The sequence below is a fragment of the Gordonia sp. i37 genome, assembly GCF_002043085.1.
Taxonomy (GTDB): domain Bacteria; phylum Actinomycetota; class Actinomycetes; order Mycobacteriales; family Mycobacteriaceae; genus Gordonia; species Gordonia polyisoprenivorans.
The window spans coordinates 1-13,195 of the sequence record NZ_MVPX01000127.1 but is presented as its reverse complement, the minus strand read 5'-3'; the positions used below and the strand labels follow the sequence as shown (position 1 = coordinate 13,195).

The following is a 13,195-nucleotide window of genomic DNA, read 5'->3' as shown; positions in this document are numbered from 1 at the left end:
CCGGAGCGCGCCGCCATCGCGCGCTCGACCTCGGCGACACCGGGGATCGGCGGTGCGGGCTCGGAGAGAACCTCGTGGCGCCAACCCGACAGCAATGCGGCCAACTGATACTCGGTGTCGTCACGGGTGGGCGTGGGCACGTCATGGGAGAGCGCGTCGATGAATGCGTCATCGAAGTGCCCCTGCCGCAGGTCGATGTCGGCTCGTCGATCGTTGTCGTCGGGTGCACCGGAATGGCCGTGGCCACGTGGTGCATGTGGCCCGACACCGGAACCCGGAACGCCCCCCGACGGCTGCGGGCCCGGCATGGGTCGACGCCGGTCATGCTCGTCGTTCATTGCGTCGTCCACCTGCCTTCCTCAGCTCGTCTTTCAGTTTTGCCAGCGCTCGATGCTGGGCGACGCGCACCGCTCCCGGTGTGCTGCCGACCGCGTCGGCGGTCTCCTCCGCGGACATCCCGACCACCAGTCGCAACACGAGGATCTCGCGCTGCTTGTCGGGTAACACCGACAGCAGTTGTCGCATCCGTCGGCTGGCATCGGAGTCCAATGCCATCTCCTCGGGCCCGCCGAGGACCGTGGTGACATCGGGAACCGCCTCCACCGGATCGGCCTTGACCCGACCGGCAACCCGCATCGCGTCGGCGACCTTGTGGGACGCGATGCCGTAGACGAAGGCCATGAACGGTTTGCCCTGATCCTCATATCGGGGCAGCGCAGTCATCACCGCCATCAACGCCTCCTGCGCAATGTCATCCGCGGAGAACAAGTGGCGCTCTCCGACTCCGATTCGCCCTCGGCAGTAGCGCAGGATGGGTTCATGCACACTCTCGAGAACTGACGTGAGAGCCACGCGATCGCCCTGCCTCGCGGCGCGGACGGCGGCGTCCAGCTCATCACCCGTCAGTTTCATCGTCAGTCGAGATCCCCGTGTTACATAGTGTGTGGCGGACCTCACCTGGTCCGTTGCGGTGCCATGACGGCCTGAACAGCGGTGCCGCCCTGCGCGGGGACTGCCATGCGGGCGCGGCGAACCCCAAATACCTTAGCGATCGTTCGCCGACGTCACGAACGGCATGCCGCGCTCCATCAGCAATCGATGCAGATCGATGACGGAGGCGCCGGTCGAAGGCGCTGGACCGCCGGGTCCCGAATCCGGGGCGTCGCCGAGTCCTTGTAACAGCGATGACGCTGCCCAGCACAGGGGAAGCAGGCCCGCCTCGGCCGCCTGATCACGCACCGTCGAGGCGTCCTGTCGTGCGTGCTCGGTCTGCCCGGCGCCGGCGCGCGCAGCCGCGAGGACCAGCCCGGTCTTGATCCGATGGCGCTCGCTTCCATGGTCTGCGCGGTCGGCGAGCTGTGCCTGCGCTCGCTCGGCGACCTCGACCGCGTGCTTCGCGTCGCCGGTGTAGAGAGCCCACTCCGCACGCACCCAGAGCAATCGAAGCCGGCACCGGGCGTCGGGCAGCCATGGACCCTCGCCCAGATCCTGCGGCCGTCCGAGGACCACATCGGCCCGTTCGAGGAGTCGATGCGACACACCGAACCGTAACAACCCCAGATTGTCGGCGGCGAGATTGACGAGAGTGTCGGCCAGGGCGGCGCGAGTCCACCTCGAGTCAGCGTGCCGTGGCGACGACCCGGCGGCATCGACGTATGCCAGCGCGCGCGAGTCCAGGGCACGCGCGTCGCGGTGACGACCCGACTGCCGGTACAGCGACGCCGCGGTGCTCGTGGCGAGTGCCGCCATCGGACCGTCGCCGGCACGCCGGGCGTCGGCCACCAACTCCGCCAGCGCGGTCAACGCGGCCGCCCCGTACCCGAGCCCACCGGTCTCGACTGCCGTACACCACCGCCGCACGCGCTCATCACCAGCGAAAACGTGTCCGGCGTCACCGTCCGGCGTCCCAGTTAGCATGAATTTAACTCGGCGACACAATTGTTAAAAATCTCGGTGGCATCAACGGTCGATGACGTGAAGGTTTCCGTCAGGTTAATCGAATATCTTGGCCGCTCGTACCGCACCATTTCTCCACGCCCTCCCATTTCCTTCCGGATACGCCAATACGCACTGCTCACACCGCATCTCCGCAGGCCACGGACGCCCCCGCAACACCGGTCGGCACGGCTGTGCTAACGCCGGGACTCCAGCTAACACTGCGTTAACAATGGCGGAATCTTTTCGATCATTTCCCGCTGATTGACGGTATTGACGTTGTTTCTCAGGCCCGCTTACTGTTCTCTTGCGTCGCCGGAAACGACCACGACAACGACCGTCATGAACTCCAGACCGGCGCCACCGTCGGATCACGTCGCGACTCGACGCCCACAAGGTCCACGCGAGTCCACGCCCTTGCAGAAGGAGATGCTGCCATGCCTGCACCGAACCACCTTCCCGGCCCCAACGCCGACGTCTGGGATTGGCAGATGCACGGCCTGTGCCGTGGTGTCGAATCGTCGATGTTCTTTCATCCCGACGGCGAACGCGGCCGGGCCCGGGCACAGCGTGAACGGCGCGCCAAGGAGATGTGCCATCAGTGCCCGGTGATCGCCCAATGCCGCGAGCACGCACTCGCGGTGGCCGAACCGTACGGCATCTGGGGCGGGCTGTCGGAATCCGAACGCAGCATGCTGATGAAGCGCGGTGTCGGACGCCGTATCGCGAGCTGAACGCGCACCAACCACCACCGGGGCGCAACGACCTCCCCGACACCCCTCTCACCACATGACGATGCCGGGGTGGTCACCCTTGTGGTGACCACCCCGGCATCGTCGTGAAGAAACCGTCGTGAAGAAGACCGACCGTCAGTGCGCGTGCCCGTGTCCGTGACCGGCCTCGGCGGCCTGCTCGGGCTTGTCGGTGACCGCGGTCTCGGTGGTGAGAACCATCCGGGCCACCGACGCGGCATTGACGACCGCCGAGCGGGTGACCTTGACCGGGTCGATGATGCCCTCGGCAATGAGATCGCCGTAGGTGAGGGTGGCGGCGTTGTACCCCTCCCCCGCACCGGACTCGGCGACGCGATTCACCACGACCGCTCCGTCGACACCGGCGTTGGTGGCGATCCAGAACAGCGGCGCCTTGACGGCCTCGCGAACAACCCGCACGCCGAGCGCCTCGTCGCCGGGCAGCGAGTCGGCGAGGGCGTCGAGCACCTTGGCGGCCTGCACGATGGCCGAACCGCCACCGGCGATGATGCCCTCCTCGACGGCGGCCTTGGCCGCGGCCACCGCATCCTCGACGCGGTGCTTGCGCTCCTTGAGCGCGGTTTCGGTGGCCGCCCCGACCCGGATCACCGCGATGCCACCGGACAGCTTCGCGAGCCGCTCGGCGAGCTTCTCACGATCCCAGTCGGAATCACTGTTCTCGATCTCGCGACGCAACTGGGCGGCGCGATCGGCGATCGCGTCCGCGGTCCCGGCACCCTCGACGATCGTCGTGGTGTCCTTGGTGACCACCACGCGCCGCGCCGACCCCAGCAGGTCCAGCTCGGCGGTCGCCAGGCTCAGCCCGATGTCGGAGGAGATGACGGTCCCGCCGGTGACCACGGCGAGATCCTCGAGGAACGCCTTGCGACGGTCACCGAAGAACGGGGCCTTCACCGCGACGGCCTTGATCGTCTTGCGGATCGAGTTGACCACGAGCGTCGACAGCGGCTCGCCCTCGACGTCCTCGGCGATGATCAACACCGACTTGCCGGCGTTGACGATCTTCTCCAGCAGCGGCAGGAAATCCGGCAGCGAACTGATCTTGTCGCGGTACAACAACACCAGCGCGTCCTCGAGAACGGCTTCCTGTGCGTCGGCATCGGTCACGAAGTACGGCGACAGATAGCCCTTGTCGAACTGGACACCCTCGGTGACATCGAGTTCGGTGCTCAGGCCCGAACCCTCCTCCACGGTGACGACACCGTCGACGCCGACGGTCTCCATCGCCTTACCGACCATCTCGCCGATCTCGGCGTCCCGCGAGGACACGGTCGCCACCTGCGAGATCGCCTTCTGCCCCTCGACCGGCGTCGCCGTCCGCAACAGTTCGGCGCTCAGGGCGTCGGCAGCCTTGCCGATGCCTGCGCCGAGCGCCATCGGACCCGCACCGGCAGCGACATTGCGCAGACCGGCCGAGACGATCGCCTGCGCGAGAACCGTCGCTGTGGTGGTGCCATCCCCGGCCACGTCGTTGGTCTTGGTGGCAACCGACTTGACCAGCTGCGCACCCAGATTCTCGAAGGGGTCTTCGAGATCGACGTCACGCGCGATCGTGACACCGTCGTTGGTGACGCTCGGCCCGCCGAAAGCCTTGGCGAGCACCACGTGGCGGCCACGGGGCCCCAGCGTGACCTTCACCGTGTCGGCGAGTTGATTGATGCCGCGTTCGAGCGCGCGGCGCGCCTTTTCATCGAATTCGATCTGCTTGGACATGAGTTTCTGTACTTTCTGCGATCGCTCCGCGAGTCGCGGTGTTCGCGCCTCAAGTCGCCGCTCTTCGTCGTCGCCGGCTTGTCGCTACGCTCCTCGCCGGCTCCTCCTGCATCGCGGCGCGGCGCGAACACATGGGGGAGCGGCAAACGCACGAGAGATAGGGAGTGATGCGCGAACAGGTGGTGGGGGTCGGGAATGAAGCGTTCCGTGTGACCGATGCGGTCAGGCAACTCCGCCCCGGTGACCCAAGGGGCACCGGGGCGGAGAGAGGTTCACGAATTCTCGTGTCGCTCCAACGCGTTGCGCTCTTACTTGCCGATGACCGCGAGCACGTCGCGCGCCGACAGGATCAGGTACTCCTCGCCGGCGTACTTGATCTCGGTGCCGCCGTACTTGCTGTAGATGACGGTGTCGCCTTCCTTGACGTCGACCGGGACACGGTTGCCCTGCTCGGTCACCCGTCCCTCACCGACTGCGATGACGGTGCCTTCCTGCGGCTTCTCCTTGGCGGTGTCCGGGATGACCAGACCCGACGCGGTGGTCGTCTCGGCCTCGACGGCCTGCACCAGGATCTTGTCCTCAAGCGGCTTTATGTTCACGCTCGCCACGATGTCAGTCCTCAACTTTCTCGTTCGAGAAGTGGATGTACTTGTTGCAGTTGACCTGCATTGGGGGGCTCTGCCACAAACCTCGTCGTCGCGGGTGCCGAGGTTCACAACACAGTGCCTATTGGCACTCTATACATGCGAGTGCCAGCACTCAAGGGCGGCGGGTGCAAAATTCTCAGCAGTGGGCACACGGCTGCGGAACGGACACCTCCGCCACCGCTGCGGCCGGCGATGCGGCAGGCTCGTCCCTCGACTCGCCCGACCGCCCTCCACCCGCGGCGGCGTCGCGTCGACCGAACCAACTCACCGCCACCGCGCCGACCAGACCGATCACCGACAGCGCGCTGACCAGCCAGATCGCCGTGGTCATCCCGCCGAGCAACTCGCCGGGTCGATTGTGCTCCCCCGAGCTGGAGAGCACGGCGGTCACGACGGCGAGCATCACCGCCCCGCCGATCTGCACGCTGGTGTTGACCAATCCGGACGCGAGCCCCTGCTCGTCGTCGTCGACGCCCGCGGTGCCCTGAGAGGTCACCGACGGGAACGTGAGCGCGAAACCGATGCCGAGCAGGATGATGGTCGGCAACAGGAAATCCGCGTAGGCCATGCCGGGCTGGGCTCGTGCGAACCAGAGGTATCCGCCGAGGAAGGCCGCGAATCCCAGCACCATCAGCAACGGGGTGGGCACGCGGTCGAGTACCCGGTCCATCCGGGTCGCGCTGGCCGCGACGATCAACCCGGCCGGCAAGAAGCCGAGGGCCATGGCCAGCGGGGTCCAGCCGAGCGAGTCCTGCAGGTAGAGGGTGACGACGAACTGGAAGGCGACATACCCGCCGAACATCAGCGCACCGGAGATGTTGGCGTGTACCAGCAGGTACGACCGCAGGATGCCCAGTCGCACGAGCGGGTGTCGGTGCCGGATCTCGATGACCAGGAAAGCGACGGCCAGCACGGCCGAGGCGACGAAGGTGCCGATGGTGGCCGTCGACGCCCACCCGATCTCGGGAGCCCGGACCACCGCGAACACGAGCAGCAGCAGCGCACCCGTGCTCGTCGCCGCACCGAGGACGTCGAACTGCGCCCAGCGGAACGCGACCCGCTCACCGCGCGGGATGACCCGCAGCCCGGCGAAGAACAATCCGATCGCCACCGGTCCCGGGAACATCAGGGTGGCCCTCCAGGACCACTCGGTGAGCAGTCCACCGAAGACCAGACCGAGCGAGAAGCCGCTGGCCCCGCAGACGGTGTAGATGCTCAGTGCGCGGTTGCGCGCAGGCCCCTCGGCGAAGGTGGTCGTGATGATCGACAACCCGGCCGGCACGGTGAACGCCGCCGCCACCCCCTTGATGAATCGCAGGGCCACGATCAGCATGTCGATGTCGACGACGGCGCTGGCCACCGACGCGACCGCGAAGACGCCGAGCGCGACGAGGAAGACCCGCCGCCGGCCGAGGAGATCGCTCACCCGGCCGCCGAGCATGAGCAGACCGCCGTAGCCCAGGACATATCCGCTGACGATCCATTGGAGCTCGCTCTGCCCCATGCCGAGATCGGAGCCGATCGAGGGAAGTGCGACCCCGACCATCGACACGTCGAGCCCGTCGAGGAACAAGGCGCCGGCCAGCACCACGAGCAGAATCCAGGTTCGCGCCGGCCAACCCGATCCGGTCGTGACATGACCGGCCGCCACATGGTCGGCCGGGTCGAGCGGTGACGCGTCGTGCGGCGCGCGCGGCGCCCCCGTGTGTCCCGGCAAGGCCGGGGAAACCACCTTGCGATCTGTGAATGCCATGCCGATCACTATATGCATACGCATCTAATGCGTCTACATTGTTTGATCTCACATTGTTTTCTCACGCATAAGATGCGGTGGCAGTGATATGCTGCGGCCATGACCACGGCGGCAGAAGGAGACGCGACGAGCGGAGCCGGCGCCGCCAGCGACGACCGTGCCGAGGAACTCGCCGCCGCATGGCACGATCTCTCGGTCCGCTTCCACCGCATCCAGTGCACCCTCGACCGCGAACTACAGACGCTGCACCAACTGTCCTCCAGTGAATTCGAGGTCCTCGAACTTCTTTGGGGCGCAGCGGATCACAGCCTTCGGATGAGCGATCTGGCCGGGCGGGTGCATCTGACGCAGAGCGCACTGTCGCGCGTGGTCGCCCGACTCGACAAGGACGGACTCGTCGAGCGCACGATGTGCGCCACGGACCGACGGTCGGTGTTCGCTGCTCTCACCGACGAGGGAGCGCGACGGTACACCGATGCCCGGCCGACCCAACGTCGAATCCTCGCCGAGCAGTGCGTGACGTGCCCCGAGGTGTCCGGCGGCGGGTTCACCACCACCTGACGCAGCGCTCCGCCGTCACAACTGCGAGACCTGCACGCTCATCCCCGGATCGGTCGCCACCGTCAGCGGTGAGGGCTGCGCACCGCCGGCGATGACGTGGGCGCCGAGCGTCGCGATCATCACCCCGTTGTCGGTGCACCGGCGCGGAGTGGGTACCCGCAGCGTGATACCCGCTGCAGCACAACGTTCTTGCGCCAGAGATCGAATACGCGAGTTGGCCGTCGCCCCGCCTCCGAGCACGAGAGTGTCGACGCCGAGGTCATCGCACGCACGTACGGCCTTGAGCGTCAACACGTCGGCGACCGCCTCCTGAAAGGACGCCGCGACGTCGGCGATCGGTACCTCGACGCCGTCTCGTCGACACTTCTCCACGTAGCGGGCCACCGCCGTCTTGACCCCACTGAACGAGAAGTCATACCGGGCGTCGCGGGGCCCGGTCATTCCCCGGGGGAACGCGATCGCCTCCCGATCCCCAAGCGCTGCAGCCTTGTCCAGAGCCGGTCCACCAGGGAAACCGAGGTCGAGCAGGCGGGCGACCTTGTCGAACGCCTCGCCGGCCGCATCGTCGACGGTGGTACCGAGTTCGACGATCGGCTCGGCGAGATCGGTGACGTGCAGCAGGTGCGTGTGCCCGCCGGAGACCAGCAGGGCCACGCATTCGGGCATCGGTCCGTGCTCCAGCGTGTCGACCGCGACATGTCCGCCGAGATGATTCATCGCATACAGCGGGACATCCCAGGCCAGCGCATAGGATTTCGCTGCCGCCACTCCCACCAACAGGGCCCCGGCCAGACCCGGGCCGATGGTGACCGCGATGGCATCGGGACGATCGATCCCGGCCGCCGCGCGAGCCCGCCGCATGGTGGGCACGATCGCCTCGAGGTGTGCGCGGGAGGCGATCTCGGGGACCACTCCCCCGAATCGGGCATGCTCGTCGACGCTGGAGGCCACCTCGTCGGCAAGCAGGACCGCCCGACCGGGCTCGTCGGTGCCCGGCTCCCAGCGCACGATCCCGACTCCCGTTTCGTCGCAGGAGCTCTCGATACCCATCACGATCATGTGTGCTGCCCGCCCTTGCCTGCCGAATCCAGTGTCTCGTCGACGCCGACCCGACCGGAGGCCGACGGACGGATCATCGTGTAGGCGTCGGCACCCGAGGGCTGGTAGTAGCCGCGCCGCACGCCCGACGTCACGAAACCGTTGCGCTCGTAGAGCGCGATCGCGGTGACGTTGTCGACGCGCACCTCGAGGAAGACCGGTGCGTCGACGGAGTCGGCGACCTCGAGCAGCGCATCGAGTAACGCCCTGCCGTAACCGCGTCCGCGATGGGTCGGCGCGACGGCGATCGTGTGGATCTCGCAGTCGAAGCTGCCCTCGGATCCGAGGGTGGAGATACCCGCGTAGCCGGCGACGGCACCACCGAGCTCGTCCCGGGCCGCGAAGTAGCGGTTATACGGCGCGTTCAGCTCTGCCCGGAAAGCCGTTGCCGGCCACGGTGAATCGCCGGCGAACATCTCCTTCTCCAGGGCGGCACAACGGGGGATGTCGCGGTAGTCGAGAGCATCGATGATCGGCGCACCGGTTGTCACGACGCGCCGACCTTGTTGGGTTGCTGGTCCTTTCGTTCCACCGCATCGGGTCGGCGCAGATAGAGCGGAAGGAGCGGCGGTGGACTCTGCCCACCGGTCACCGCGATCGCGGCCGCACCGAGCAATCCGGCAACCGAGGGTACGGTGATCGCCGGATCGTCGCCACCCCAACCACTCTGGCGCAGGTGGGTCGCCGACCCGCCAACCGCGTCGACACCCGAGTCGGAGAGGATCTCGGCGACGACACCGGGAGCGCTCACCTCGGGTCCACGCGTGCGGGTGTGCCCGCCGTCGCGGTAGAGCGCCCAGTACACCTCACGGCGGCGCGCGTCGGTGAGCGCGAGCACCGTGGCGCCCGGCGCGCTCACGCGCCCCACATCGTGCGCGATGGCATCGAGCGAACAGACACCGAACACCGGAATGTCCAGGGCGTCACCGAATCCGGCGCCGGTTGCCATGCCCACCCGCAGGCCGGTGAACGGCCCGGGCCCGGTTCCGACGACCACCGCGTCGATGCCATCGCGGCCGACGCCCGATTCCTCGAGTACCTCGGCGATGAGCGAGGTCAGGATCTCCGCGTGGCGACGCCCGTCGGCCACCGCGCGGGCGGCGGCCACACGGCACTCGGGAGCCCGGACCGTCGTCGTGATGCGGCCGATCCCGGTGACGACGGTGTCGGTGGCGGTGTCGATCACGAGCACGGTCCGAGTGCGCCCGGTGGGAGTGCTCTCACCTGCCACGGTGCCGGTGGCCGTCGGCACCGACGGTGTCGATTCCGGTGTGCTCATCGGTGATTCACCCATTCCCAACTCGCGTGGCGCACGTCGGTGTCGGGGTCGCGGACCAGACGTACCAGCAGATGTCGCTCGGCCAGACGTTCGGCCACCCCCTCGCCCCACTCGACCACCACGACGGCGTCGGCGAGGTCGGTGTCGAGGTCGAGTGCGTCGAGTTCCTCGAGCCCCCCGAGCCGATAGGCGTCGACGTGAATCATCCCGGGCCGACCGGCCGAGGTCGGCCGGTGTTCGCGCGCGATGATGAACGTCGGTGAGGAGACCGGACCGGCGACGTCCAGCCCTCGCCCGATGCCGCGGGCGAGAGCGGTTTTGCCCGCACCCAGTGGACCGTCCAGGATCACCAGGTCACCGGCCGAAAGTCCTTGCGCGAGTTCCTCTCCGAACATCTCGGTGTCGGCGACGTCCGGGAGATCGCGGGTCTGCGGTCCGCTCATGCGCGCAGCCTCCGCTGCCACCAGCGACGGCGTGGAGCCGGGCGCGCCGGACGCGCACGCTCGACGAGGTCGGCGATCGCGTCGGTGACGCGGTCGGGCGCCTCCATCTGCACCATGTGCCCGGCGCCGTCGACCACCTCCATCCGCGAGTCGGTGCCGAGTTCGCCGTAGAGCTGCAGGGAATTGGGCAACGGGGTCATCCGGTCCTCGTCGCCGCACACGATCACCGAAGGTACCTGGGCGATCACCGGAACACCCATCCACTCGTCATGACGCTCCAGCGCGTTGAGGAAGTTGACCACGGTCACGATGGGCGTGTTCTGAATCATCTTCTCCACCGCCCGCCCGGCAGCCGGACTGTGGAAATCCGGGCCGAAGCTGGCGGCGACGAGCACCGGCTCGAGGAGTAGCCGGGTCAGGTCGCGGCCCGCCTCGATGACCCGCGGGGTGTTGCGGGCGGCGACCGCGAACCCGTCGAGCAGTGGATTGCGCAGTCCCCGACCGAGTCCGGCCTCGGTCAGACCGCTGGCGGCGGTCGCCACGAGCGCCACTCCCGCGATCCGGCCGTCGGCGGCGAAGAGCTGCGGATACCGCCGCGCCAGCGCCATCAGTGTCATCCCGCCCATCGAATGCCCGACCAGGACCACCCGCCCCTCGGGAGCCGTGGCATCGAGGATCGCGACGGCGTCATCGGCGAGTTGCTGCATCGTGCACGTGTCCGCGGGGGCCTCGCCACTGCGACCGTGACCGCGATTGTCGTAGAACACCATGCGAATTCGGCGATCTGCCCACAGCTGTGCCAGGGCATAGCGCTGAAAGTGCCAGCTCGCCAGCCGCAGGCTGAACCCGTGCACGAAGATCACGGTCAGCTCCGGCGTCTCGTCCGGCTCGAGGCCACCGAGGTCGACGGTGCGTACCGCCAGCTGCACGCCGTCGGCCGCGGTCACCGTCGACGCCCGATCCTGGTACATCGTGGTGAAATCGATCCCCTGATAGGGGTCCTGGCCCCGTCGGATACGACGCCGGGTGGCGCTGCGCGCCGCTCCCGCGGCGGCCAGCCCGCCGAGGGTCGCCACCCCGGCGAGTCCGGCTGCCAGGCCGACACGCTCGGTGGAGTTCACCACGTCGCCTCCTGCCGCCGGGATGAGACGTACTCGCGGCGCGCTCGCCCGCCGATCCGTGCGAGGATCTCGTAGTCGATGGTGCCGATCGTCTCGGCCCACTCCGCCGCGGTGGGTCCGCCGCCGACGCCGGTACCGAACAACTCGGCGATGTCACCCTCGCGCACGCCGCCACCGTCGGGGCCGAGGTCGATCACGAACTGATCCATGCACACCCGGCCCACCTGACCGAAGACACGATCGCCGATTCGGACCCGCAACCGTCCCGACGCGAGTCGTGGTACGCCATCGGCGTATCCGGCCGGGATCACCGCGATCGTGGTGTCGCGCTCGGTGGTCCAGGTGTGACTGTAGGAAACCCCTTGTCCGGCCGGGATTCTCTTCACCAACGCCACCTCGGCACGCAGGCTCATCGCCGGGATCAACCCGAATTCACGTCCAAGGATCGGTACCCCGCCGTAGAGGGCGATTCCGGGCCGCACGAGATCGCGCGCAAGGTCCGGGCGGGTCAGTGCCGCAGGAGAATTCGCGATGTGCATGACCTCCGGCGGCGCGTCGAGACGGATCAGGTCGGCGCGCGCCTCGTCGAGGCGCTCGGCCTGCAGCGAGTTCAACGGGTGCTCGGGTTCGTCGCCGCGGGCGAGGTGGCACATCAGCGCTCGTACCCGGACGGCGTCCTCGGCGACGGCCTTCGCGAGATCGTCGGCGAAATCCGCCCATTCCTCCGGCGCCACCCCGCTGCGCCCGAGGCCGGTGTCGAGTTTGACGGTGACCGTGGCCGCGGTACCCCGATCTCGGGCCGCCTCGAGGACGGCCGCGAGCTGACGACCCGACGAGAGTGCGACGTCGAGGTCGGCGTCGATGGCGGCGGAGAAGTCCGCGCTGTTGGTGTGCAGCCAGCACGTGATGTGTTCGGTGATCCCAGCGGCCCGAAGCGCGAGTCCCTCGCCGATCACCGCCACGCCCAGTTCGGCCGCTCCGGCGTCCAGGGCCGCACGTGCCACCGGCACCGCACCGTGCCCGTACCCGTCGGCCTTGACCACGGCGATCACGCCCGTACCCGCTGCCTCGCGCACCACACCCACGTTGTGGGCGATGGCGTCGAGGTCGACGACGGCGGCCAGGGCCGAGCCGTGATGCCCGGAGCCGGGCGGCGGTGAGGTGATCATCGCCGCCCATTGTCCCAGATTTGTGAGGGCCGCCGTGGTCCGGTGTGCCGGCGTTGCCCCCACCGGGCTCGCACATAGCGCACCTTGCGTCGGAGCGCACGCCCCGTGTCCACAGGCGGCGATCTGTCCACACCTGAGGAATTCGCTCATGCCATCGGCCCATCCGGGCACTTGACTGGGGAAAACCCCGTCGCCGAAAGGCCCCTGCGCATGCACGCTCCCCGATTCCACACCCCGCACCCGCCCATGGCACCCGCCACGTCGGCGGCCGGGATCCCAGCGGGTCACAGTCCCCGCCAACCGGCCACGAAAGTGTTGTTACGCGGCGCATGGATCGCCTGTGGCGCGGCCGGGGTCTGCTACCTCGTCGGTGGCGTCCTGTTCATGATCGGCGGCTTGGGCGGCCTCGACGCCGAGATCTCCGGCTCCGGCGGTCGGTGGTGGCGGCCGGTCCTGGTGCTGGCGGCCGTCCACGGGGTGCAAGCGGTCCTCGGCGCGTGGACATCGGTGGTGCTGGTGATCACGGCGTTCATCTCGCGACCCGCGCGACACCCGGCGAAGCCGGATCGAACGGCCCTCCACCACCCGACCGGACCGCTACCCGCGACGAGCGAATTCGTCGGCGCGGCGATCGCGAGTGGTGTGGTCACGATGCCCGTGCTGATACCGGGAGTGTGGTGGCTGCCGTTCTTCTTGTGACCCC

At 68.2% G+C, this 13,195-nt stretch carries 15 protein-coding genes; 3 read left to right on the top strand and 12 right to left on the bottom strand.

The features are described 5' to 3' along the window. From B1964_RS06055 to B1964_RS06045, 3 genes are all read right to left on the bottom strand, one after another. Positions 1-338: anti-sigma-D factor RsdA (locus B1964_RS06055; protein ID WP_253193901.1), on the bottom strand; the 338-nt coding region annotated here is incomplete at its 3' end. Then, complete coding sequence (locus tag B1964_RS06050) at positions 322-912, bottom strand: sigma-70 family RNA polymerase sigma factor (protein ID WP_014359485.1); 591 nt, start codon at positions 910-912, stop codon at positions 322-324. The genes B1964_RS06055 and B1964_RS06050, both read right to left, overlap by 17 nt. A 132-nt stretch (positions 913-1,044) precedes the next feature. Next, positions 1,045-1,917, bottom strand: coding sequence for a hypothetical protein (locus B1964_RS06045; protein ID WP_210739049.1), 873 nt, complete (start codon positions 1,915-1,917; stop codon positions 1,045-1,047). Between the two features lie 455 nt (positions 1,918-2,372). Between B1964_RS06045 and B1964_RS06040 the strand changes: the two genes are divergently transcribed. After that, positions 2,373-2,669, top strand: coding sequence for a WhiB family transcriptional regulator (locus B1964_RS06040; RefSeq protein WP_006367568.1), 297 nt, complete (start codon positions 2,373-2,375; stop codon positions 2,667-2,669). Positions 2,670-2,804: 135 nt separating this feature from the next. Here the strand turns inward: B1964_RS06040 and groL are convergent, their stop codons facing one another. The 3 genes from groL to B1964_RS06025 form a co-directional block, all read right to left on the bottom strand. Then, on the bottom strand, positions 2,805-4,421 hold the full coding sequence (gene groL, locus B1964_RS06035; RefSeq protein WP_014359484.1) for a chaperonin GroEL: 1,617 nt from the start codon (positions 4,419-4,421) through the stop codon (positions 2,805-2,807). Between the two features lie 308 nt (positions 4,422-4,729). After that, positions 4,730-5,029 carry a co-chaperone GroES gene (gene groES / locus B1964_RS06030; RefSeq protein ID WP_006334733.1) on the bottom strand — a complete coding sequence of 100 codons (300 nt, stop codon included), beginning with the start codon at positions 5,027-5,029 and terminating at the stop codon, positions 4,730-4,732. Positions 5,030-5,204: 175 nt separating this feature from the next. Continuing rightward, the gene (locus tag B1964_RS06025; protein ID WP_079929220.1) at positions 5,205-6,830 is read right to left on the bottom strand and encodes an MFS transporter; all 1,626 of its coding nucleotides are present in this window, start codon (positions 6,828-6,830) and stop codon (positions 5,205-5,207) included. Positions 6,831-6,920: 90 nt separating this feature from the next. Between B1964_RS06025 and B1964_RS06020 the strand changes: the two genes are divergently transcribed. Next, positions 6,921-7,382 (top strand): MarR family transcriptional regulator, encoded by a 462-nt coding sequence (locus B1964_RS06020; protein ID WP_014359482.1) that lies wholly within the window; start codon positions 6,921-6,923, stop codon positions 7,380-7,382. A 15-nt stretch (positions 7,383-7,397) separates the two neighbouring features. On the opposite strand, the gene tsaD is transcribed toward B1964_RS06020, so the two are convergent. Genes tsaD through alr form a run of 6 tightly spaced genes read right to left on the bottom strand, consistent with a single transcriptional unit; the run spans position 7,398 to position 12,492 of the window. Then, the gene (gene tsaD / locus B1964_RS06015; protein WP_020171750.1) at positions 7,398-8,441 is read right to left on the bottom strand and encodes a tRNA (adenosine(37)-N6)-threonylcarbamoyltransferase complex transferase subunit TsaD; all 1,044 of its coding nucleotides are present in this window, start codon (positions 8,439-8,441) and stop codon (positions 7,398-7,400) included. After that, positions 8,438-8,971, bottom strand: a complete 534-nt coding sequence (gene rimI, locus B1964_RS06010; protein WP_006367573.1) for a ribosomal protein S18-alanine N-acetyltransferase — start codon at positions 8,969-8,971, stop codon at positions 8,438-8,440. Before rimI ends, tsaD begins: the two co-directional genes overlap by 4 nt. After that, a complete protein-coding gene (gene tsaB, locus B1964_RS06005; protein ID WP_253193900.1) occupies positions 8,968-9,759 on the bottom strand; it encodes a tRNA (adenosine(37)-N6)-threonylcarbamoyltransferase complex dimerization subunit type 1 TsaB in 792 nt (263 codons plus the stop codon). The genes rimI and tsaB overlap by 4 nt, the downstream gene beginning before the upstream one ends. After that, positions 9,756-10,202, bottom strand: a complete 447-nt coding sequence (tsaE, locus tag B1964_RS06000) for a tRNA (adenosine(37)-N6)-threonylcarbamoyltransferase complex ATPase subunit type 1 TsaE (protein WP_079929219.1) — start codon at positions 10,200-10,202, stop codon at positions 9,756-9,758. The genes tsaB and tsaE overlap by 4 nt, the downstream gene beginning before the upstream one ends. Further along, positions 10,199-11,323 (bottom strand): alpha/beta hydrolase, encoded by a 1,125-nt coding sequence (locus tag B1964_RS05995; RefSeq protein WP_172398763.1) that lies wholly within the window; start codon positions 11,321-11,323, stop codon positions 10,199-10,201. The genes tsaE and B1964_RS05995 overlap by 4 nt, the downstream gene beginning before the upstream one ends. Beyond that, positions 11,320-12,492, bottom strand: a complete 1,173-nt coding sequence (gene alr / locus B1964_RS05990; RefSeq protein WP_079929217.1) for an alanine racemase — start codon at positions 12,490-12,492, stop codon at positions 11,320-11,322. Before alr ends, B1964_RS05995 begins: the two co-directional genes overlap by 4 nt. Before the next feature lie 210 nt (positions 12,493-12,702). Between alr and B1964_RS05985 the strand changes: the two genes are divergently transcribed. Further along, the gene (locus B1964_RS05985) at positions 12,703-13,191 is read left to right on the top strand and encodes a hypothetical protein (RefSeq protein ID WP_043456370.1); all 489 of its coding nucleotides are present in this window, start codon (positions 12,703-12,705) and stop codon (positions 13,189-13,191) included. Positions 13,192-13,195: the final 4 nt, after the last annotated feature.

What these genes read in the sequence shown, in the direction of transcription:
- B1964_RS06050 (WP_014359485.1), bottom strand. Translation starts at nt 912, where the DNA reads ATGAAACTGACGGGTGATGAGCTGGACGCCGCCGTCCGCGCCGCGAGG.
- B1964_RS06020 (WP_014359482.1), top strand. Translation starts at nt 6,921, where the DNA reads ATGACCACGGCGGCAGAAGGAGACGCGACGAGCGGAGCCGGCGCCGCC.
- tsaE (WP_079929219.1), bottom strand. Translation starts at nt 10,202, where the DNA reads ATGAGCGGACCGCAGACCCGCGATCTCCCGGACGTCGCCGACACCGAG.
- tsaB (WP_253193900.1), bottom strand. Translation starts at nt 9,759, where the DNA reads ATGAGCACACCGGAATCGACACCGTCGGTGCCGACGGCCACCGGCACC.
- B1964_RS05985 (WP_043456370.1), top strand. Translation starts at nt 12,703, where the DNA reads ATGCACGCTCCCCGATTCCACACCCCGCACCCGCCCATGGCACCCGCC.
- tsaD (WP_020171750.1), bottom strand. Translation starts at nt 8,441, where the DNA reads ATGATCGTGATGGGTATCGAGAGCTCCTGCGACGAAACGGGAGTCGGG.
- B1964_RS06040 (WP_006367568.1), top strand. Translation starts at nt 2,373, where the DNA reads ATGCCTGCACCGAACCACCTTCCCGGCCCCAACGCCGACGTCTGGGAT.
- alr (WP_079929217.1), bottom strand. Translation starts at nt 12,492, where the DNA reads ATGATCACCTCACCGCCGCCCGGCTCCGGGCATCACGGCTCGGCCCTG.
- groL (WP_014359484.1), bottom strand. Translation starts at nt 4,421, where the DNA reads ATGTCCAAGCAGATCGAATTCGATGAAAAGGCGCGCCGCGCGCTCGAA.
- B1964_RS06045 (WP_210739049.1), bottom strand. Translation starts at nt 1,917, where the DNA reads ATGCTAACTGGGACGCCGGACGGTGACGCCGGACACGTTTTCGCTGGT.